This window comes from Symmachiella dynata, assembly GCF_007747995.1.
GTDB lineage: Bacteria > Planctomycetota > Planctomycetia > Planctomycetales > Planctomycetaceae > Symmachiella > Symmachiella dynata.
Genome location: NZ_CP036276.1, coordinates 6,417,354 through 6,438,888, shown reverse-complemented (window position 1 = coordinate 6,438,888; position 21,535 = coordinate 6,417,354). Strand labels below are relative to the sequence as shown.

Here is a 21,535-nt window from a genome sequence, read left to right as displayed (position 1 = left end):
AGTGATGTGGGACTGCGGTTGAGTCGCGTTCTGTTTCGCAAACCGTCACGATGAACCTTCCACCTTGAGAGGAGACAACCATGACTGAAATCGCCAACGGAAACGCTGAGGAGAACGTTCCGGCGTCCGCGCCCGCCGTTCGATTGGGACGCCGTTCGTTTCTGGCCACCGCTGCGGCAACTGCGGCAGCGACGGCCAATCTCGCCTTTGGACGGGATTACGGTCCTGATGCGCCACCCGTTCGATATCCCGATCCCGATGTGGTGGTCTTAGATCCTCGATTCGCCAAATACAAATTGGGCAACGCGCCGATTCAACGGCTATATCGTGGCACGCTGTGGGCCGAAGGGCCGGCCTGGAACGGAGTCGGGAAGTATTTGTTGTGGAGTGACATTCCCAATAACGTCCAACATCGCTGGCTGGAAGAAGACGGACATGTCAGCACGTTTCGCAATCCGGTGGGAAACAGCAACGGCAACACCTTCGACTATCAGGGACGGCAAATCTCGTGTCAGCACGGACACCGCCGCGTTGTGCGATATGAATACGACGGCAGCATGACTGTCTTGGCCGACAAATGGGAAGGCAAACCGCTCAACGCTCCCAACGATGCGGTCGTGCACCCTCACGACGGGGCCATCTGGTTCACCGACCCGGGTTACGGCAGCTTGCTGAACTACGAAGGGGTCAAGGGACCACTGCATATCAAGGAAGCGGTCTATCGTATCGATGCCAAAACCGGCAAGATGGACAAGGTCGCTGACGAGATCTACAAACCCAACGGCCTCTGCTTTTCACCCGATTACAAAAAACTCTACGTCGCCGACACCGGGGCGTCGCACTACCCCGACGCACCGAAAGACATCAAAGTCTGGGATGTCGTTGACGGCAAGACGTTGGCCAATCGCCAAGTGTTTGCGTCAATGGAACTCGACGGCAAGGCGGGATTCGCTGACGGGATTCGCGCCGATGAAGATGGCAACATCTGGGCCAGTGCCGGGTGGGTTGGCGAAGGTTACGACGGCGTGCACATCTTTGCTCCCGATGGCGACCGTATCGGGCAAATCCTGCTGCCCGAAATTTGCTCCAACGTCTGCTTCGGCGGCACGAAACGCAATCGTCTGTTCATGACCGCCAGCCAGTCGCTGTATGCGGTGTATGTCGAGACCAAGGGTGCGCACATATCGTAAGCGGAAAGCTTCACCGGATGCTGTCTGACATTGTAAAAGGCGTTGCGGCGTTTTTCGCGATCGCTGTTTGTACGACAACGCTTTGCGCCGAGGAGCTTCGGGTCACGTCCGATTTTCCCGGCGGATCGGCTCAGGTTGTGCAGATTGATCAAACCGCACGTCGCGTCTCGATCCGCCCGGCCGGAGATCCCCAATTCGGTTGGCCCTGTTGGTGGTATTTTCGCCTGGACGGAATTCAGCCGGGCGAAACCATTCGCTTGGAGGTTGTGGCGGACCAACTCAAACGCACCAACGGACAAGCGCTCAGCGCGAATTGGGCGTTGCCGAGCCGAGCGGCAATGAGCATCGACCAGAAGCAGTGGACGCAAACCCAGCCCGGCGTGCGCGACAAGGATCGCGCTGTCTGGACGGCGAAGATTGATGCAACCACCGCTTGGTTTGCTTGGGGCCCGCCGTTTGTTCCCAGCGACGCCGAAGCTTTGGCCAAAAGACTGGACAAGTCGTCTCCGCATGCGAAGGCATTTACGCTTTGTCGCACACGTGCCGGTCGCGTTGTTCCTGCGCTCACTGTCACCGAAGGTGGCGATGATGACGGCACGCGGATGGCGGTGTGGGTCCAAGCGCGGCAACACGCTTGGGAATCGGGCGCGAGTTGGGTGGGACGCGGATTCGTGGAATGGCTCACGGGTGATGATCCCCGCGCCGTGCAACTGCGCAAACAGACAGTTGTCTATTTCGTGCCGATCATGGACATCGACAATACGGCGACAGGCAATGGCGGAAAGAACCAACGTCCCTACGATCACAATCGTGGATGGTTTGCCGACACGCAATGGAACGCCGTCAAAGCTGCCATGCAAAAACTGCAAGCGTTGGATCAGCAACAACGTTTGGTTGCGTTCATTGACTTACACAATCCCGGCGCCAATTCGCCGCGGCCGTACTTTTACGTTGCCGCACCGAGTTTGGTCTCCGAACAGCAACGTGGGCACCAAGAGCGTTTTATCGCTGCGAGCCGCTTGGAGTTCGTTGAGCCTTGGCCGTTGGAAAAAGATCTACCGACCACCGGCCCGCAATACGATCCGTTGTGGAAGCGGATTTCGGCCAATTGGATTAGACAGAACATGCGGGACCACGTGGTCGGCATGACTTTAGAAACCGCCTGGAACACGCCGCACAGTCATCCAACCGGGTATCAGATGATTGGCCAGCGATTGGGGTTGGCGTTGGAGCGTTATTTGCGAACCGATCCTCGTACGGACGAATCCAAGAATCAATAAGCAATTGTCTTCGCGGTTTTGTGAACGGACAGAGCTCAACGTCCCTTACCCAGTGCCAGTACAGCCGCGACGGCTCCGGTGGAGAGAGTCGCATAAGCGGCCCATTCGGGGACCACAATCTCGCGGCGCGGGGCGACGGCGCCGTAGAGTATCGCTCCCAGTGGATCACGCCGGGGCGCTTCCAACTTCATCAGCGCGACCGCTTCGCGTTTGGGGAAAACTACGATTTTATCGGTCATGAGGAATGCGGTTCCGCAGAGGGAAACGAAGATTCCACAGGCGAATATTGCTGCGCGTAGCATCATGCTACCTTTGGGGTTTTAGGTGTCGAGGAGAAACGGTGACTTCAGCACCGAAGTGTACGCCATGTTTTCCGGGTGCGCGGGGGTTTCCCGGTATTTTTCAGCACATCCGACAAGTCAGCGTGTACTTTTTGCGGACTGCGGGCCTATAATAAGATCTAACCCTCCTAAACATGGCGTTGGCCTGGAAAACCCGTTTTTTCAGGCTCCCCCCGCGCTGGTTCCCCGCGGCGTTATCAGGCGCTCTCGGTCCGCGCATTCCTGATTTTCAACCTGTTCCTCGGCAGACCACATAGGCTGCCAACTTTGCCCAACAATTCTCCCTGAGTAACATGGCTCCAAGGATTTCATTGCTTGAAACGTTGAGCAAGTAACGTATGGGACGGGCATTTGCCGGTACCAACATTTAGACATAACTTTCGACCTAGCCGGGGTGATTTCCCCCGGAGGATTTATTGCTATGGAAATACTTGGGATGCTGTTGCAGGTCATCGGCGGCGTCGGTGGCCTCGTGGCTAGTTTTTGGTTTTTATTGGTAGCCTACGAGAAGAGTATTTGGTCGTGCCTGGGATGTCTGTTTATCCCCTTTTTCGCGTTCTATTTTCTGATCACGAATTGGTCCAAAGCGGGCCGCCCATTTCTGCTTCAACTGGTTTGCATGGCTCCTTTGTTGGCTGGCATGTTTTTGTCGGGTCCTCAAATTGGATTTGGAAATCAGGATCAAATCCGGCGTTATACGGCTCCGAAACAACCCAAATCGGCACGGCCGCCCATGCCGCCTTCCGCGCCCGCAGCGGCTGAGAAATTAACGTATGAAGTTCCAGAGGGTTGGAAGGAGATTGCCGCCGGGGGAATGCGTAAAGCTGCTTTCGAAATTCCTGGCGGAGACAACAACGGGGAAGTCACAGCCATCAGCCTCCCCGGAAATGTGGGTGGCCTGTTAGCGAATATCAATCGTTGGCGGGGGCAAGTCAATTTGCCCGACACCACCGAAGAAGACTTAAAAGCCAATTCGACACAGATGTCGATCGGCGGGACGGAAGGATTGTTTGTCGAGTTGGTCGGTCCGGAATCGGCGGCAAAACAAGAAACAATTCTAGGGGCGATTGTCATGCGTGCGGGCAACGTTTGGTTCTTCAAATTGCGAGCCCCGTCTGCGTTGGCGGCACGTGAAAAGCCCGCATTCGAGACGTTCTTGCGATCGATTCAGTTTTCCTCTTCTGACGGAGCCTAAAGTGGCCGGTACCACAACCCATTCTAAGACCGTGGCACTTGACGATGAACGCCTGGACTCACTCTCTGTGCGCGCCAACATCAATCCGCTGCTCAAGCCGTTAGCCTCGCTGAAATTCACCGTGGTGCTGTTCGCATTGGCGATCGTACTGGTGTTGATCGGCACGTTGGCTCAGGCGCAGGATGACATTTGGCAGGTGATGGATGATTACTTCCGTACCGCGATTGCCTGGGTTCCACTGAAAGTCTTGTTCCCCCCCTCGTTCTTCCCCGGTTGGGACATTCCTGAGTCGCTTCGAATCTCCGAGACCGTGAGTTTGCCGCTGACCTTTCCGTTTCCCGGCGGCTGGTTGATCGGCGGATTGATGGGCATCAACTTGCTCGCTGCCCACGGCATTCGTTTTAAACTGCAAGCCAAAGGATCGCAGCGGATCGCGGGATTTGCATTGCTCGCCGTCGGCATGTTTGTGACTTGGTTGGTGATTGCCAGTGGAACCAACCAGGCCGGATTCTCAATCGCTCCCAAATTGGAGTGGAAAACATTGTGGTATCTCTCGTTGGCCGGACTGGGGGCAGCCTGGTTGGGAACGGGATATGCGCTCTTTCAAGTCGGCACGCAGCGCAAATTGCTGTGCTGGGCGTTGGCAATTGTCAACGTCTCCATTGGCGGCCTCTTCCTGTATTACGTGTTCCAACCGGACGCCGGATTCCTGGGCGAATCGGAAATGCGGATTTTGTGGCAGTTGATCAAAGCCTCGTTCGCCGGAGTGGTGTTATTGGGGGGATGTCTGCTGCTGTTCAAAAAACGGGGCGGGATCGTCTTGTTGCACTGGGGCATCGCGCTGTTGATGTTCAACGAACTGTACGTGGGCCTGACCAACGAGGAAGCGCAATTAACGGTCAGCGAAAACCAAACAGCGAACTTCGTCCGCGACATCCGCGAAGTGGAACTCGCCGTCATTGATCCCTCGGGGAAGGAAACCGACGACGTCGTTGTGATCCCCAAATCGATGCTCAAAACCGGCGCGAAAATCAAACATGAGTTCTTGCCGTTTGACATTGAAGTTGTCAAGTTCCTGCAAAATTCCAATGCCCGCAAACTTAAGCCGGGCGAAAAAACGCCAGCGACCGCGGGTGTGGGGCAGCAATGGACGGTTGATGAAGCCAAGGCGAGTACCGGGGCGGACAGCAACAGCAGCGTCGATTTGACCTCCGCCTATTTGAAATTCACGGATAAAAAAACAGGCGAGGAATTGGGGACTTACCTCGTCGGCCTCTTCTTATCGAACGTCGATTTCAGCGATTCGGTGGCTGCTCCTGACGGGAAAGCCTACGACGTGGCGATGCGGTTCAAGCGAACCTATAAGGACTATCAGGTCACGCTGCTCGACGTTCGCAAGGATGACTACCTGGGCACCGATACCCCGCGGAATTATTCCTCGAATATTCAACTCGTAGATAAGTCGCGCAAGGTTGATCGTGAAGTCAAAATCTGGATGAACAACCCGTTGCGATTCGCCGGAGAAACGTTCTATCAAAGCGGTTATTTTCAAGATCCACGGACCGGAACCGAAACGACCACGTTGCAGGTCGTCAGCAACCCAGGCTGGATGATTCCCTATGTCTGTTGCATGATTGTGGTCATCGGCATGTTGGCGCAGTTTGGCATGGTGTTGATCCGTTTCATGGATCGCCAGTCCCGCCCCGTTGCCGCGGCCAAGGCGGTCGAGAAGTCCTCCTCAAAAACGGATGACGACGGCGTGCTGCCTCCGCTCGAAGAGCCTGACAAGACCTTGGCCGGGATGGCCGCGCAGTGGTTCCCGGTGTTGATCGTGGGGATTTGCGCACTGTATCTGCTCCGCGTCTCGATGCCGCCTCGGACAGCTGAGGGCGAAATGGATCTGTACGCATTCGGCAAATTGCCGTTGGTCTTCGAAGGCCGCGTGAAGCCGTTCGACACATTGGCCCGCAATAGCATGCGGATCATTTCCAACAAGCAGGATTTCAAGGACAACAACGTCAAACGTCAACCCGCCATCCGCTGGTTTTTGGATGTCGCAGCGGGGACCGATGCGGCTGAAGAGCATCGGGTCTTTCGGATTGAGAACCTCGAAGTTCAGCAGAATCTGGGTCTCAAGCCGCGTAAAGGGTATCTGTATTCGTTATCGGAACTGCGGCCTAAGGCGGTGGAATTTAACGAGCAGGTCGATAAAGCGCGGGAGGTCTCGCGCGACCAAGGGGCCGAACACCTCAGCGTGTTTCAGCGCAAGGTTTTAGAACTCGACAAACGCGTCCGCCGCTATACGTTGCTGCAAGCCGCATTCGTAGCTGCCGAGTTCCCCCCCTTGCCGACGGAGGAGGAATTCAAGAACAACCGCGAAGCAGCGATGAAAACCTTGATGCTCACCAAGGAAGTCTTGGAGCGTGCCCGCGCGGCGAACCAGGCCCTCAGCCGCATGCAACCGCCGCGCTCAGTACCAACCCCGCAGGACGAAGAGGCCACTGGGGACGGTTGGGAACCATTTTCGATGGCATGGGTCAACTATTTCATGACCGTGGATTTGCAGCGTGAAGCTGGAAACCCTGCGACGGCGGCGCTGAAGGGGATTTTTGATGCCTATAAAGCGGGAGATGCCAAAGCGTTTAATCGCGGCGTGGAAGATTACAACGAATTGTTGGCCACAGAGCGCCCGGTCGATTACCGCCCTGCCAAGGTCAATGCCGAAGCATGGTTTAACCATGCATCGCCATTCTATTACTCGGCAGCGCTGTATATCTTGGCATTTGTGCTGACGGCACTTTCCTGGTTGGGGTGGACCCGTCCCTTCAATCGCGCCGCCTTTTGGCTGATTGTCTTGCTGTGCGGCGTGCAGATGGCAGCGGTGATCATGCGGATGTATATCTCCGGCCGTCCCCCGGTGACCAACCTGTACAGCTCGGCGGTCTTCATCGGACTAGCGGCTGTGTTGATGGGGATTGTGCTGGAACTGATCTTCAAAATCGGGGTCGGCAACGTAATTGCCTCAACGGCCGGTTTTGTCTCCCTGGGAATCGCGCACATGCTTTCCAACGATGGCGATACTATCGGCGTGTTGCAAGCAGTGCTCGACACGCAGTTCTGGTTGGCGACACACGTGGTCTGCATTACGTTGGGTTACGCGACGACATTCGTGGCCGGCATGTTGGGTCTGATCTATGTAATCTGGGGTGTCTTTACCACCACATTCACACCACAAAACAGCAAGACGATGAGCCGCATGATTTACGGCACGGTTTGTTTTGCCCTGTTCTTTAGTTTCTTCGGCACGGTGTTGGGCGGATTATGGGCCGATGATTCGTGGGGACGTTTTTGGGGTTGGGACCCGAAGGAAAACGGTGCCTTGATCATTGTGTTGTGGAACGCGTTGATTCTGCATGCCCGCTGGGGCGGAATGGTCAAAGATCGCGGGCTGGCCATGCTGGCCATCTTCGGCAACATCGTCACCGCTTGGTCCTGGTTCGGCGTGAACGAATTAGGAATCGGCCTGCATTCCTACGGCTTTACCGACGGTGTGCTCAAAGCCTTGGCCATGTTCTGGGTCAGTCAGATGGCCGTCATTTTGCTGGGGGCGATTCCTCGCAATAAATGGCGTAGCGCGGCTTAGCACGCGTGACGGCAAACCTGACCGTAGGCATTGGGCTTGCGGGGCGAGTTTGGTTATGATGCGCGTCCGCTGAACTGTCACTCAAATACCAACCCACGAATTAACTGCGAGCCAGCTCGATGAGCCAAACGATCGAAGAAAAGCTGCAAGAACTTGGTTACGATCTTCCCACCCCGCCGGCAGCGGTGGGCAACTATGTTCCCGTGCTGCGGACCGGCAACCTGGTGGTCACCAGTGGGCAATTGCCCTTCATCGGTAAGGAGATCGTCTTTAGCGGAAAGTTGGGGACTGAACTGCACGAACAACAGGGGATCGATGCTGCCCGGATCTGTGTAGTCAATGCCCTGGCGCAGATCAAAGCCTGCATCGGTGACCTGCAACAGGTCTCGCGGATTGTCCGTGTGGAAGGTTATGTCCACTCCGCTCCGGGGTTTCAGCATCAGCCACAGGTGCTCAACGGCGCTTCGGAACTTCTCGTCGAGTTATTCGGCGACGCCGGTCGGCACACACGCGTGGCCTTGGGGGTGAGCGAAATGCCGCTGGACGCCGCCGTGCAATTGGCCGTCTGGGCCGAAGTCACCGATTGATATCAATAGACGGCCAAACGACGCGCGCACTTTCCTCAGGCCTCACCCCTCAAGCCGCGAGCCTAATTCGTCAAGCTCCACCGCAGGTAGCTTTCGATAAACGCATTTAAGTCGCCGTCCAAAACGCGGGTGGGGTTGGACGAGGTATGCATTGTGCGGTGATCCTTGACCTGTTGTTGCGGATGCAACACGTAGGAGCGGATCGTTTCACCACCAAATCCAATACGGGATTTGTCCCCCCGCTTGGCGGCCAATTCACTGTCCCGCTTTTCCTGCTCGATTTGGTACAGCTTGGCCTGCAACATCTTCCGCGCTGTCGCTCGGTTTTTGTGTTGGCTGCGGTCGTTTTGGCATTGCACAACCACACCGGTCGATTCGTGCGTTAAGCGGATGGCCGACGAGGTCTTGTTAACGTGCTGCCCCCCTGCCCCGCTGGCGCGGTAGGTGTCTTCTCGCACATCCTTGTCCCAGTTGATATCGATGTCGAGATCGTCCTCGATTTCAGGCACAATATCGATAGCAGCAAAGGACGTTTGACGGCGGCCGGCGGAGTCAAACGGGCTAATGCGAATCAGCCGATGATTGCCGACTTCGCCTTTCAGATATCCGTACACATAATCGCCGCGGATGGCGATCGTGGCACTGCGGATTCCGGCTTCCTCCGCTGCGGAGATATCAATCAGTTCTGTCGAGTAGCCGTTGTCTTCGCTCCAACGCTGATACATACGCAACAACATCGCCGCCCAGTCGGATGCGTCGGTGCCGCCCTCGCCGGCTTGGATACTGACATAGGCGTTGCAACCATCCTCGGGTCGGCTCATCATCGCCTTGAGTTCCATCGCCTCCAGACGTTTTTCAAGTTGCTTGGCGAGACTTTCCAATTCGGTCGTACTCTCGCCGGAGTCGTCCTCCTCGGAGAATTCCATCAGCACTTCCATCTCTTCGGAGCTTTCTTCCAACTCCGTCAACGGTTTGATCGTCAGTGTGATCCGGCGCAATTCGCCGACCAGCGCTTGCGCCTTCTCTTGGTCGTCCCAAAATCCGGGAGCCCCCATCAGTTCGTTGATTTCCTGCGAGCGAGTCTGTTTGCCAGCTAAGTCAAAGAGAGTCTCTGAGCTGAACAATGCGATCCAAGATTCCTTGACAGGTGCCGCGTAATTCGTTGTCCATCGACTGATCACTCCGTTTTATAATAGGTGTCCGGCTGCGCCGAACGGCCTCAAATAGATATTGTCTATGGGGCGCGCCGGGTGCTACTGCTGGTTGGTCCAGCACTGCTTTTCTGGTCACGCTGTTTGCACTGGCGGACAAGCCGCCAGTGGCACCCCTTTTCCATCGGGCGCTTAACGCAGGCCGATGCCCTCGTAATGGAATCCGTGATCGCGCATCTTAGCGGGATCGTAAAGATTTCGCCCGTCAAAAATGATCGGTTGTGTCAGATTCTTGGACATCAGGTCGAACTTCGGATTGCGAAACTCGTTCCATTCCGTATTGATGGCCAACGCATCCGCCCCTTCGAGAGCGGCGTATTGGTCTTCCCAATAGGTAATCTTGTCGCCGTAGATTTGTTTGACATTGTCCATTGCCACAGGATCGTGGACTCGCACCGTAGCACCTTCAGCCAGTAATTGATCAATCAACACCAGCGCCGGGGCTTCACGGATGTCGTCGGTGCGAGGTTTGAATGCCAAGCCCCAAATGGCAATTGTACGGCCGGAGAAATCGCCTTCGAAATACCGCTGCAGTTTGCTGAACAGTACCGTTTTTTGTGCTTGATTGACTTTGTCGACGGAGTCCAGCATCTGTGACTCGACTTTGTGAGCTGCTGCCACCGCTGCCAGCGCCCGGACATCCTTGGGGAAACAAGACCCGCCGTAACCCACGCCCGGAAATAGAAACGAAAAGCCGATGCGTGCATCGTGCCCGATGCCGCGTCGCACATCGTTGATGTCGGCGCCCACGCCGTCACAGACGTTCGCCATTTCGTTGATGAAGCTAATCTTGGTGGCCAACATGCAGTTGGCCACATATTTGGTCATCTCCGCACTCTCCAAACCCATGGAGAGGAACGGCTTTTCGGTGCGTAAAAATGGTTTGTAAAGCTCTTTGAGAACTTCAGCAGGTTCAGGACGCTCGACCCCGACGACCACGCGGTCCGGTTTGGTGAAGTCGTCAATCGCGCAACCTTCTTTGAGGAATTCGGGATTGGAGACAACGTCACAGACACGGCCGGTCAATTCGCGTAAACGTTCCGAAACCGCACGATTGGTTCCCACGGGAACGGTGCTTTTGACAACGACGATACAATCGTCGGGCAGGATGGGTGCCAGTGAATCGACGACCTTCCAAAATGCGCCCATGTTGGCCGAACCATCATCGCCCTGCGGGGTGCCGACTGCGATGAACGCGCATTGCGAATCGGCGACAGCTTCTGACAGCTGTGTGGTGAAATGCAATCGTCCCGCTTGAGCATTGCGTTTGACCAGTTCTGTCAAACCTGGTTCGTAAATCGGCACTTCGCCGCCTAGGAGCATATCGACTTTCTTTTGGTCGATATCCACGCAGGTCACATCGTTGCCGCTCTCAGCAAAGCATGTCCCGGTCACTAAACCGACATAGCCGGTCCCCACCATTGCAATCTTCATATGTTGTCGTCCTCGTTGCCTTGACCGTTCGTTTCATTCGGATGGGGGACCGCCACTGCCCTACGTCTTGGCGGCCGGGTGATTCATTAACATCAAAGTTGAATCAGATTTATTCGAGTCGTTTGCCGTACTGTTCTTCGTAATAGGTTTGGTATTCGCCGCTCTTGATATGGGCGGTCCACTCGGCCTGCGACAAGTACCAATTGATCGTGTCCTGTAGCCCTTGTTCAAAATTGACCTGGGGCTGCCACTGCAATTCTCGTTCGGCTTTGCTGGAATCGATGGCGTACCGTAGATCGTGTCCGGGGCGGTCGGTGACGTAGTGGATCAAGCTTTCGGGCTTGTTCAACAATTTCAAAATGCCGTGCGTGATTTCCAGGTTGGTCCGTTCATTGCCGCCGCCGAAGTTATAAACCTCGCCAATGCTCCCGCGACGCAGCGCCGCATCGATACCGCGACAATGGTCCTCGACGTGAATCCAGTCCCGCACATTGGTGCCGGTGCCGTAGACGGGCAATTTCAAGTCCGCTGCTGCGTTGGAAATGAATAGCGGGATCAATTTTTCAGGAAACTGATAGGGGCCGTAGTTGTTCGAACACCGCGTGATGATCGCCGGGAAGCCAAAGGAATGGTGATAAGCATTGACCAACAGGTCTGCCGCGGTCTTGGATGCCGAATAAGGGCTGCTCGGCGCTAAAGGCGTCTCTTCGGTGAACAAACCGGTCGGGCCCAAGCTGCCGTAAACTTCGTCGGTGGAGACCTGTAGGTAACGCTCCACATTGGCGGCTCGGCTGGCGTCGAGGAGGATTTGTGTCCCCACGATATTTGTTTGAATGAACGGGCCGCTATCGAGAATCGAACGGTCAACGTGACTTTCTGCGGCGAAATTGATCACCGCATCGACCGGTTGGCTCTCCAAAATCTTGTTCACACATTCGCGGTCGCAGATGTCGCCCCGCACGAATTCGTATCGTGGGTTGTCTTCGACATCGCGGAGATTTTCCAAGTTGCCCGCATAGGTCAGCAGGTCGAGATTGACGATCGAGACGTCGTCATAGGTCTGCAATTGTTGGCGTATGAAATTCGATCCTATGAACCCACAGCCACCGGTTACTAGTAGACGCATCGCCTCATCCTTTTCGAATTCAATCTTTTCGAAGTCAGTCGTATTTGTAGAAAATGAGGCGAACGGTCACAGGGATGCCGAGGAGTTTTAGGGAACCGCCTTGTTGCAGGCAGTGGGTCTACACCTATTCTTCCTCAGCGACCGCATCCTCGTCAATCTCTTCTTGAGGTACGCGGGCCAAAGAGACCAGTCTGTCGTCTTTGCCCATCCGGATAATCCGCACCCCTTGCGTATTGCGTCCGACCTGCGAAATATCGGCAACCCGCACACGTTGAATTTTGCCACCGGCGGTGATCATCAAGACTTCGTCCTCTTCTGAAATCGCTGTCACGGCAACCACTTTGCCGTTGCGTTCCGTCGTACGAATATCGATGACCCCCTTGCCGCCCCGTTTTTGCCGGCGGTATTTCATGCTGCTGCGGACCGTTTCTTCCGACGCGGCTTCGGTTTCCTCGGGAGCGTCCTCAACAGCAGACGGATCCGATTCGCCGGTATCTGTGTCCTCGGTGTCTGGCTCGTCATGATCAACGACCCCGATCGGCGTTCGTTTGCCAAAACCATTTTCACAAACGGTCAAGAGGTTCAACTCCGGATCGGCGACGACCATGCCGACAGCATAGTCCCCTTCGCGGAGGCTAATGCCTTTGACTCCCCGCGTATTGCGGCCCATGCTGCGTGCGTCTTCTTGGGCAAAACGAATCGCCATCCCGTTGGCCGAGGCGAGCAGCAAATCTTCTCCCGGCCCCACGATCGCCACGCCGATCAGTTCGTCCCCTTCGTCCAATTTGACGGCAATCAATCCGCCACGCAGCGGGCGGCTGTAAGCGGACAGGGCGGTCTTCTTAACGATGCCATTACGGGTGGCCAGCACTAGTTGCCGTTCTCCGTCGAAATCACGTACGGCCAGACAATGGAAGATCTTCTCGTCCGGCTCGAGACGCACAAGATTAACCAGCGCGCGCCCTTTAGCGACGCGGCTGCCCAATGGCAGGTCGTAGACCTTCTGCCAGTACACCTTTCCGCGATCGGTGAAGAACATCAAATAGTCGTGCGTGCTGGCAACGAAGAGATGTTCGATGGGGTCCTCGTCATCCGACTTGGCACCCATAATGCCCTTGCCACCGCGGTTCTGCGCTTGATAGCTGTCGAGCTTGATGCGTTTGATGTATCCGCGATGCGACAGCGTGACGACCATGGTTTCTTCGGTGATCAACTCTTCTTTGCTGACGTTGCCGACTTCTTCATCATTGATTTCGGTCCGCCGCGTGTCGCCGAATTTTCCCTTGAGTTGATCCATCTCGTCGCGGATGACAGCCAGCAGGTGGGCTTCGTCGGAGAGCAACCGCAGGAATTCGTCGACGTCTTCCAACAGTTTGCGGTGTTCTTCACCGAGTTTTTCTCGTTCCAACCCGGCCAGCGAGCCGAGTTGCATGGCGACGATCGCTTCAGCCTGTTTTGCGGTCAGTCCATAATTCTCTAGCGCTGCCGGGGCTTCCGCTCCGGGATGACGTTCAGCCAGGAATGACTGGAATCCGTGATCCCCCAAGGCGCGGGCGATCAATTCGCTGGCGACTTCCAGACTTTGCAGCCGCACACAGGCTTCTTTGCGATCGGGCGACTGCCGAATCGTGTTGATTACGTTGTCGATGTTGATCTGCGCGATCAACAAGCCTTCGACGGTGTGCTTACGCTTTTTGGCTTCGGCCAACAAAAACTCAGTCCGCCGCCGCAGCACGGTTACGCGGTGTCGTACGAATTCTTCGAGGATTTCTTTCAGCGACAACTGCTTCGGACGGCTGCCAACCAGGGCCACGAAATTCAAACTGAGCGTTGTTTGCAAGGGGGAATACTGGAAGAGTTGGTTCAACACAACTTCACGATCCGCGTCCCGCTTGAGGATAATATGCAGTCGCACTTGCCACGCGGGGATCGTACGGTCGGTGAGATCGACGATCTGCGAGATTTCTTTAATGCGACCTTCGCGGACCACTTGTTCCAGCTTTTCACGAATCCCGTCACGCGTCTGCAGGTAAGGGATTTCGGTGACGACGATCACGTCGTGGTTTTTCTCTTGTTCGAAATGCGTACGGGCCCGGACGGCGATTGTCGAACGTCCCTCTTTAAACGCCTGCCGGATGCCGAGTTGTCCGCAGATGATTCCACCGGTGGGAAAGTCCGGACCTTGGATGCATCCCATCAAATCATCGAGCGTGGCGTTGGGTTCGTCGATCAGCAATTGCACGGCATCGCAAACCTCGGCCAAATTGTGCGGCGGAATCATCGTCCGCATGCCGACCGCGATCCCGTTGGAACCGTTTACCAGCAAATTCGGGAACCGCGAAGGCAACACGACCGGCTCGGTCAGCCGTTGATCGTAGGTCGGCACAAAGTCGACGGTGTCGCGGCGGATGTCATCCAGCATTTCCGTCGCCGCAGCCGAGAGCCGAGCTTCGGTATAACGCGCGGCAGCCGGCGGCAATCCGGCCAGCGAACCAAAGTTCCCCTGTTTGTCGACCAGGACTTGGCGCATGTTCCATTCCTGCGCCAGACGCACGAGCGTCAAATAAACCCCTTCACCACTATGCGGGTGATAGTTTCCCGACGTGTCGCCGGAGATCTTTTGACACTTCACTCGCCCGCTGCTCGGGCCCAGGTTCAGGTCATTCATCGCCACCAGGATGCGACGTTGCGACGGTTTCAAACCATCTCTCACGTCGGGCAACGCGCGGCTGACGATTACGCTCATCGCATAGGTCAGATAGCTATTCCGCATCTCATCGCGAATATCCATCTGCTGGATGTTCTCTGCGTCTCCTGTCGACAATTCCTGGCCTCCTTGAGGGCTATACACATATTTTCAATTCGGCGAATCGATTCGCCAAGGAATCCATTCACCGCGAAATGAATACGGATCGCGGTTCGGTTTCGGCCGCTGGTTCCATCGGTTCCAGGGCGTCTGACACGCCGCGATTATTTGCCGGGCTTGCTAAAATCCCCAGCCAACTTTCGTGCGAACTTCAGCCTGAAGAACGCCAAATGGAGAGGTGAAATCTGCCGAATTCGTCGCCGGATCGAGGCACGCACACAAATCATCGTGCCCGGGAGTCTTGCTGCCAATCCATCAGCGAAGACGAGTTTCGCAACCCTTTTCTACAAAATAACTTGCGGCACGGGTTTCGTTCAGCTGGTTCGACGAAAAACCGACATTCCAACAATGCCGATTTTAAGCAATTTTGAGGGAATTATCAACGAGGTGAGCAGTACAAAACTCGATGAAAAATCCGCACTGCCGTATCAGCAAACAGCTATACGTTCAGTAGCCCCCGGTGCGACAAACCGACTGGTCGCCTGATTCCCGCCGTGGTATTGTGTCGGAACGTTTGAGTGAAAAAAAAACGGCCTTGCGAGTTTGAATAAACGTCATGATCCAACTGAAAAATATCCTGTTGCCCACCGACTTTTCCGAACCCGGTCTCGAAGCGGCTAACTATGCTGTGGAAATGGCGGAGCGTTTTGGCGCGACGTTGCATTTGCTGCATGTCATCGTCGACCCTGTGATTTATCTGCCGATGTTTGAAAGCTATCCCATGCCGTCGAAAGCGGAGTTCGAGCAATATGCGCAAGAACGCATGGAGGGGTGGCTGACCGACGACGACAAAAAACGCTGCAACGCCCAATTGCACTGGGTGCATGGCACACCCTTTGTGGAGATCATCAATTTCGCTCGCGAAAATGAAATCGATTTGATCGTCATGGGCACACACGGCCACGGCGCGATTGCACACATGCTGACCAGCAGTGAGGCTGAAAAAGTCGTCCGCAAAGCTCCCTGCCCGGTACTCACCGTCCGGCCCGAGGGGCATCAGTTCGTTCATCCTTAAGATTCGATAACAATCAGTCGAACAGCCGCGATAAGGAAACTCCGCAGCTCAATGTCTTCCAATGCATACGAGGCAATGCCGACACCGGTAGGGCGGACCGGATTGGTGTGCGGACCGCTGCTGTTCCTGGGCGTGTTGTTCAGTCCCCTCCCCGAAGGTATGTCGGTCGAGGCACATCGACTCGTGGCAGTCGTTTTGTGGATGGTCATGTGGTGGGTCACGCAAGCCGTTCCCATTGCCGCCACCAGTTTGCTGCCGTTGGCCCTGTTTCCTCTCTTGGGGATTCAGCCCGCTAAGGAAGTCCCCACGGCCTACATGAACCAAAGCATTGTGTTGGCAATGGGCGGGTTCATGATCGCGTTGGGAATCGAACGTTGGGGACTGCACCGACGGATCGCTTTTCATATCGTCCGACTGATCGGCACCGGCCCGCGACGGATCGTGTTGGGGTTCATGTGCGCTACGGCATTTTTATCGATGTGGATCAGCAACACCGCCTCGACGCTCTTGATGCTGCCCATCGCGCTGGCGATCTTAACTTCGCTCGAAGAAGTCTTGTCCGCCAAACAAGAATCGGGAGAGCGCCCCGATTTGTCGCGGCTCTCCTTGGCGCTGTTGCTGGGCATCGCCTATGCCGCCAGCATGGGAGGCTCGACAACCTTGGTGGGGACGCCGACGAACATCGCCTTTTTGGGAGTCTGGGACCAGCATTTTGCCGAGGGACCGGAAATCACCGCCGGACAATGGATGATGGCATTTGTGCCGTTGGGGATGCTGTTGATTTTTTGCGCGTGGGTCTTGTTGACCTTAAGAATGCCACCGCAGCCGCAATTGGCGGCGCTGGGACGCGGCTTTTTTCGCGACCGCATTCGAGAGTTGGGACCGCCCACCATGGGCGAAATGCTGATGTTCGGCGTATTTGTGATGACCGCCTGCTTGTGGGTTTTGCGGGGTAAATTCCAGTTTCAGGATCACGTTATCTTTGAGGGTTGGGCAACCTGGCTAGAAAACTGGTTGGCCGCACGCCAAATCGCCGGTTCGTTCACGCATCGTTTTCTGCATGACTCCACCACGGTGATGGCGATGGTCGTGCTCATGTTCTGCCTGCCCGGTGGACGCGATGAACAAGGAAAACTGCGGTTCCTGATGGATTGGGAGACAGCATCGCGACTCCCCTGGGGATTGCTGTTGCTGTTTGGAGGCGGCTTTGCGATTGCTGCTGGGTTTGAGAATTCTCAGCTTTCTGTTTATTTCGGGACCCTGTTCACCGAATATGCGGCCGGTAGCCATCCCCTGGTCATGGTGCTGGGAATTTGCCTGCTGTTGACGTTTCTTACGGAGTTCACTTCCAACGTCGCCACAACGCAAATCTTTTTGCCGATCTTAGGAGCAGCGGCCGTCAGCTTGGGAATCGATCCCCGTTTGTTCATGCTACCGGCAACGGTCTCCACAAGCTGTGCTTTCATGTTGCCGATTGCCACGCCCCCCAATGCCATCGTATTTGGCTCGGGTCGGATTCGCGTGCTCGACATGGTTCGCTATGGAATCTTGTTGAACCTGCTGGGCGTATTGCTCATCACTGCGGTCACCTATTTATTGGTGATCCCCATCTTCGGCATCGACACCCAGGTGTTGCCGTCGTGGGCGAAGTGAGCAGCTGCTGCGACTGTCAACGTCGAGGGTTTTGAGAAATCTCCGCGTCACCTGCAGTGCGGCCTATCCGGCATCGTCCAAGCTCGCCCGGAATTCGGTCATTTCGCCGGCGGCATGCTGGTCGCCGATACGCAGAGCGGTTTCGATGCCCGTTGTCAGGATCTCGCGCGCGTCGGTGATCCGATCGAGTTCCGTATACACCTCGCCCAGCCGAAAATATGTCGGGACGTAGTCGGGCGACGCCTTCAACAAGGTTTGAAATCGTACTTCGGCGGCCGGCAGGTCACCCTCGGTTCGGTATTCCATGGCGATACTGTATTGCAGAAAAGTGTCGGTCGGATCTGCGGCCAATAATTCCTCGAGTTTTTCGCGACGAGACATGGCGGGTTTCTTTGCTGTCTATATTGAGGGAAACGGGTTTGCAGTTGCCACCCGGTCGGGGCCATTTGAGTATGGGACCGTTCGGGTTAAGCATTTTGAGTGGCCGTTACAAATCACAGCATCTCGGTAGGCTATGAGATTTGCCGTGTCGGCATATCAAAACAGCATTCTAGCGTACGTTGACTTGAGAAGAAAATGTTTCGAGATATGCGGATTCACCCAATTAGCGAATTACCTAATCGCTACAGACACTACGTGCCGACCCCGCAGCGGAAGGGTAACCAATTTTGGGTTGCGTGGCCGATTGGAAATTCTAACGGACATCGCCCCGACCTTTGGTATCGAGATACAACGGATCTGAGTCTCGCCTGCAGTTTGATGACGCTGCCATTCGTTGAACCGGAAGTTGCTGGATGCAACCTCGGTTTGAGACCCCCGCGCCGAGAAGAACCCGACTTATGCAACCACGGATTCAAATTACCGGACTCTGTTGTGCGCTCCTTTTGACATGGTTGGTGAATGACGGCGTTGGATCGGAACGCCGTATGACACCGCTGGTCAATGCGGTCCAGCGTGTCGAAAAATCTGTCGTTAATATCCACACCGAAAAAACCCAATCCAAAGACCCTGTATTCGGCTCGCCGAAAAAGGTGAACGGCATGGGAACCGGTGTGATTGTTGACGAACGAGGCTACATCGTTACCAACGAGCACGTGATTCACAACGTCGACCAAGACGCGATTCGCGTCGAATTGATCGATGGCACGCAAGCCAAAGCCAATGTCATCTCCTTTGACAGCCGTCAGGACTTGGCGATCATCAAAGTCGACTTCGGACGCTCGCTGCCCGTCGCTCCCTTTGGAACATCCTGTGACTTGATGCGAGGCGAAACCGTCTTCGCTGTGGGCAATGCGTTTGGATACACCCACACGATCACTCGCGGCATCATTAGCGCATTGGGCCGTAATGTCGAAGTCAATGAAAAGATCGGCTACAAAAACCTGATCCAAACCGACGCCAGCATCAATCCCGGCAACAGTGGTGGGCCGTTGGTGAACTTGGACGGCGAAGTCATCGGCATTAACGTCGCCATTCGTGCCGGAGCACAACGAATCGGCTTCACGATTCCCATCGATGATGCCCGCCGCACGATTTCGCGATTGCTGGACAACGAAAAATTCGGCACCTACCACGGCTTGCTCACCAAGGATGTCCGGTCACCTGAAACGAAGAAGATGGTTGTCAGCGGAACGCATTCCGACAGCCCGGCTTTCCAAGCGGGGTTGTTGCCCGGCGATGAAGTCCTCAAGGCGGGTAAAGTGGCAGTGTCGGATCGGGCAGACTTCGAACGAGCGTTGTTGGGAATCAATCCCGGCAAAGAGGTGCCGGTCACAGTACGACGCGATGGCTCTGAGGTCGCCCTGCAACTCCGCATCGGACGCAACGGCGAACGACCCCTCACGAATATCGTGGCTCGTGCCAACAATGGTGACACCAGTTCCTATCGTGGAGATACGCCACAGCAAATGGTCTGGCGGATTCTCGGTTTGCGATTCCGTTCCATCAGCCAAAACCAACTGCCCAACAAGTATCAAAAACACTACAAGGGCGGATTGCAGGTCATCGAAGTCCGTGCCAACGGCCCAGCGGCTGCCAAAGGAGTGAAGTCCGGCGATGTGGTTGTGGGCTTGGCGTTGTGGGAAGCCTATAAGATTACGCATGTGACGTATGCCTTCAATCAACAACGCAAATCGCTGACCGCCAACTCGGCCGCTTCGGAATTGGCACCTGTGAAATGCCATATCATTCGCGGAGAGCAAATTATCGAAAAAACATTGAGCCTTCCCCTGCAAGACTAGTGTTGCAGGTGGTATGGACACATGATTGAAAGTTACTGACTCTGCTGCGTGATGCTAGGACTGTCATCACCTTGACTCACCGGTTGCAGTAAGAAGACTAACGCCGGATCCCAGCGCCGTGGCTAGCTGGGGTCCGGTGTTTTTATGCGCCGAGACGTACGGTCCTTCCCAGCACATCGGTACGGGCCTACAATCCGGGCGAGAGTCTCTTTAACCCCAATCAGCTAAGGTCCACTCGGGTGAACACCGGCCGGCATGAATTTGAACTGATCGCATGGATTCGCCAACAGACCCGCGCTCATGAACGTATCCCGCTGGGAATCGGCGATGACACCGCAGCATTAGCCTTTCCAAATCCGGCGAACTGTCTGGTCACGGTCGACATGCTGATGGAAGGGGTGCATTTTACCATGCCCCCGGCGACGCCCCGGCAAATCGGCCATAAAGCACTGGCGGTCAATCTCAGCGATATTGCCGCGATGGCCGGACGCCCCTTGGCAGCTGTCATCAGCCTCGCCCTGCCCCGTGGTATCCCCGCGAAATTCGCCGAGGAACTGTACGCCGGCATCGGGGAGTTGGCCGACCAATTCGGTGTCGCCATCGCCGGCGGAGATACCAATAGCTGGCAAGGTCCGCTGGTCATCAGCATCACCGCCTTGGGTGAAACAACCGACCGCGGCGCCGTAACCCGCAGCGGCGCTCGCCCAGGTGACGCGATCTTTGTCACCGGAGAATTGGGCGGCAGTCTAGCGGGCAAACACCTCGACTTCACGCCCCGCATCAACGAAGCCTTGAAGCTACATGAAACCGTGGACCTGCATGCCATGCTCGATGTCAGCGACGGCTTGGCAGCGGATTTGCAGCACATTGTCGAAGAAAGCGGCGTGGGAGTTATTTTAGACGAGTCGGCAATCCCCATCAGCCCAGCCGCCCAAACCGCCGCCGGCCAAGACGATCGCTCTGCTTGGGAACATGCCCTCTCCGACGGTGAGGACTTTGAGTTGTTGTTTACCGTTTCAGAGGATGACGCTGTACGGTTGTTGGCCAACTCACCGCTGGAGATCCCACTGTCGCGAATCGGCACGGTCGTTGACGGGAACGAAATGCAATTGCGCACCGCAGCCGGTGAGGTGATCCCCCTACCGGTGTCAGGCTGGAAGCATCTGTTATAATTGCCGCCGGTTTTGATTTTCCGTAACGACAGCTGATTGAGAAAGCCCCACTGTGCCCGGCTCCGAATCATCCTTCCCGAAAACCTGGACGTACACGTCACATGACGAAGTCGAAACTGCTGCAATAGGCGCTGCCATAGGACGCGCTGCTCGAGCGGGGGCGGTGATTGCTTTGGTGGGCAACCTCGGTGCGGGTAAGACGCGTCTGACTCGTGCCGTTGCCAAGGCGCTGGAGGTCGACGAAAAGTTGGTTACGAGTCCAACATTCGTATTGATCCAAGAATACGCCGGTCGACTGCCGGTCTTTCATTTCGATACGTATCGGTTGGGCAGCGTCGATGAGTTTCTGGATCTGGGCGTCGAGGAATACTTTGAAGCCGGAGGCGTCTGCTTGATCGAATGGGCAGACCGCGTTGCCGGCGTCTTGCCTGACGATGTGCTACGGATTGAAATCGACATCACGGGAGAAAGCACCCGCGTTTTCAAGTTCGCCGCCCATGGACCGATCGCACAATCAATTCTCAACGACGTTACTCGCAACGTCGCCGACGCGCATAAAGAAGGTTGAAATTGTGGAACCCG

17 protein-coding genes are annotated in these 21,535 nt (G+C 55.7%); 11 read left to right on the top strand and 6 right to left on the bottom strand.

Annotated features, from left to right (window positions below):
- Positions 1-80: 80 nt before the first annotated feature.
- Together Mal52_RS24515 and Mal52_RS24510 are read left to right on the top strand one after the other, a co-directional pair.
- Positions 81-1,190: an SMP-30/gluconolactonase/LRE family protein gene (locus Mal52_RS24515; RefSeq protein ID WP_145379146.1), complete on the top strand. Its 1,110-nt coding sequence runs from the start codon at positions 81-83 to the stop codon at positions 1,188-1,190.
- Between the two features lie 17 nt (positions 1,191-1,207).
- Positions 1,208-2,470 (top strand): M14-type cytosolic carboxypeptidase, encoded by a 1,263-nt coding sequence (locus tag Mal52_RS24510; protein WP_145379145.1) that lies wholly within the window; start codon positions 1,208-1,210, stop codon positions 2,468-2,470.
- Positions 2,471-2,505: 35 nt separating this feature from the next.
- On the opposite strand, the gene Mal52_RS24505 is transcribed toward Mal52_RS24510, so the two are convergent.
- Positions 2,506-2,709 (bottom strand): hypothetical protein, encoded by a 204-nt coding sequence (locus Mal52_RS24505; RefSeq protein ID WP_145379144.1) that lies wholly within the window; start codon positions 2,707-2,709, stop codon positions 2,506-2,508.
- Between the two features lie 523 nt (positions 2,710-3,232).
- On the opposite strand from Mal52_RS24505, the gene Mal52_RS24500 reads away from it, so the two are divergent.
- From Mal52_RS24500 to Mal52_RS24490, 3 genes are all read left to right on the top strand, one after another.
- The gene (locus tag Mal52_RS24500) at positions 3,233-4,006 is read left to right on the top strand and encodes a hypothetical protein (RefSeq protein ID WP_145379143.1); all 774 of its coding nucleotides are present in this window, start codon (positions 3,233-3,235) and stop codon (positions 4,004-4,006) included.
- Between the two features lies 1 nt (position 4,007).
- Entirely contained in the window at positions 4,008-7,649 is a 3,642-nt protein-coding gene (locus Mal52_RS24495; RefSeq protein WP_145379142.1) for a cytochrome c biogenesis protein, read from the top strand.
- A 119-nt stretch (positions 7,650-7,768) separates the two neighbouring features.
- Positions 7,769-8,236, top strand: coding sequence for a RidA family protein (locus Mal52_RS24490; protein WP_145379141.1), 468 nt, complete (start codon positions 7,769-7,771; stop codon positions 8,234-8,236).
- A 62-nt stretch (positions 8,237-8,298) separates the two neighbouring features.
- Here Mal52_RS24490 and prfB read toward each other — a convergent pair.
- From prfB to gyrA, 4 genes are all read right to left on the bottom strand, one after another.
- Positions 8,299-9,406 (bottom strand): peptide chain release factor 2 gene (prfB, locus tag Mal52_RS24485; protein WP_197534445.1). Its coding sequence is split into 2 segments (ribosomal slippage): positions 8,299-9,336 and positions 9,338-9,406, totalling 1,107 coding nucleotides; the frame shifts between segments, so codons are not numbered across the junction.
- Positions 9,407-9,579: 173 nt separating this feature from the next.
- On the bottom strand, positions 9,580-10,881 hold the full coding sequence (locus tag Mal52_RS24480) for a UDP-glucose dehydrogenase family protein (protein WP_145379140.1): 1,302 nt from the start codon (positions 10,879-10,881) through the stop codon (positions 9,580-9,582).
- A 109-nt stretch (positions 10,882-10,990) separates the two neighbouring features.
- Positions 10,991-12,007 carry a dTDP-glucose 4,6-dehydratase gene (gene rfbB / locus Mal52_RS24475; RefSeq protein WP_145379139.1) on the bottom strand — a complete coding sequence of 339 codons (1,017 nt, stop codon included), beginning with the start codon at positions 12,005-12,007 and terminating at the stop codon, positions 10,991-10,993.
- 124 nt (positions 12,008-12,131) lie between these two features.
- Positions 12,132-14,798, bottom strand: coding sequence for a DNA gyrase subunit A (gene gyrA, locus Mal52_RS24470; protein WP_145380770.1), 2,667 nt, complete (start codon positions 14,796-14,798; stop codon positions 12,132-12,134).
- Between the two features lie 192 nt (positions 14,799-14,990).
- Between gyrA and Mal52_RS24465 the strand changes: the two genes are divergently transcribed.
- The 3 genes from Mal52_RS24465 to Mal52_RS24455 all read left to right on the top strand — a co-directional run bounded on the left by Mal52_RS24465 (position 14,991) and on the right by Mal52_RS24455 (position 17,541).
- Positions 14,991-15,359, top strand: coding sequence for a hypothetical protein (locus Mal52_RS24465; protein ID WP_145379138.1), 369 nt, complete (start codon positions 14,991-14,993; stop codon positions 15,357-15,359).
- A gap of 70 nt (positions 15,360-15,429) precedes the next feature.
- Positions 15,430-15,888 carry a universal stress protein gene (locus tag Mal52_RS24460; RefSeq protein WP_145379137.1) on the top strand — a complete coding sequence of 153 codons (459 nt, stop codon included), beginning with the start codon at positions 15,430-15,432 and terminating at the stop codon, positions 15,886-15,888.
- 51 nt (positions 15,889-15,939) lie between these two features.
- Positions 15,940-17,541 carry an SLC13 family permease gene (locus tag Mal52_RS24455; RefSeq protein WP_145379136.1) on the top strand — a complete coding sequence of 534 codons (1,602 nt, stop codon included), beginning with the start codon at positions 15,940-15,942 and terminating at the stop codon, positions 17,539-17,541.
- 63 nt (positions 17,542-17,604) lie between these two features.
- On the opposite strand, the gene Mal52_RS24450 is transcribed toward Mal52_RS24455, so the two are convergent.
- Positions 17,605-17,922 carry a tetratricopeptide repeat protein gene (locus tag Mal52_RS24450; RefSeq protein WP_145379135.1) on the bottom strand — a complete coding sequence of 106 codons (318 nt, stop codon included), beginning with the start codon at positions 17,920-17,922 and terminating at the stop codon, positions 17,605-17,607.
- Between the two features lie 458 nt (positions 17,923-18,380).
- Between Mal52_RS24450 and Mal52_RS24445 the strand changes: the two genes are divergently transcribed.
- From Mal52_RS24445 to tsaE, 3 genes are all read left to right on the top strand, one after another.
- The gene (locus Mal52_RS24445; RefSeq protein WP_197534444.1) at positions 18,381-19,781 is read left to right on the top strand and encodes a trypsin-like peptidase domain-containing protein; all 1,401 of its coding nucleotides are present in this window, start codon (positions 18,381-18,383) and stop codon (positions 19,779-19,781) included.
- A gap of 239 nt (positions 19,782-20,020) precedes the next feature.
- Positions 20,021-20,953, top strand: coding sequence for a thiamine-phosphate kinase (locus Mal52_RS24440; RefSeq protein WP_145379133.1), 933 nt, complete (start codon positions 20,021-20,023; stop codon positions 20,951-20,953).
- A gap of 52 nt (positions 20,954-21,005) precedes the next feature.
- A complete protein-coding gene (gene tsaE / locus Mal52_RS24435) occupies positions 21,006-21,521 on the top strand; it encodes a tRNA (adenosine(37)-N6)-threonylcarbamoyltransferase complex ATPase subunit type 1 TsaE (RefSeq protein WP_145379132.1) in 516 nt (171 codons plus the stop codon).
- The last annotated feature ends 14 nt before the right edge of the window (positions 21,522-21,535 follow it).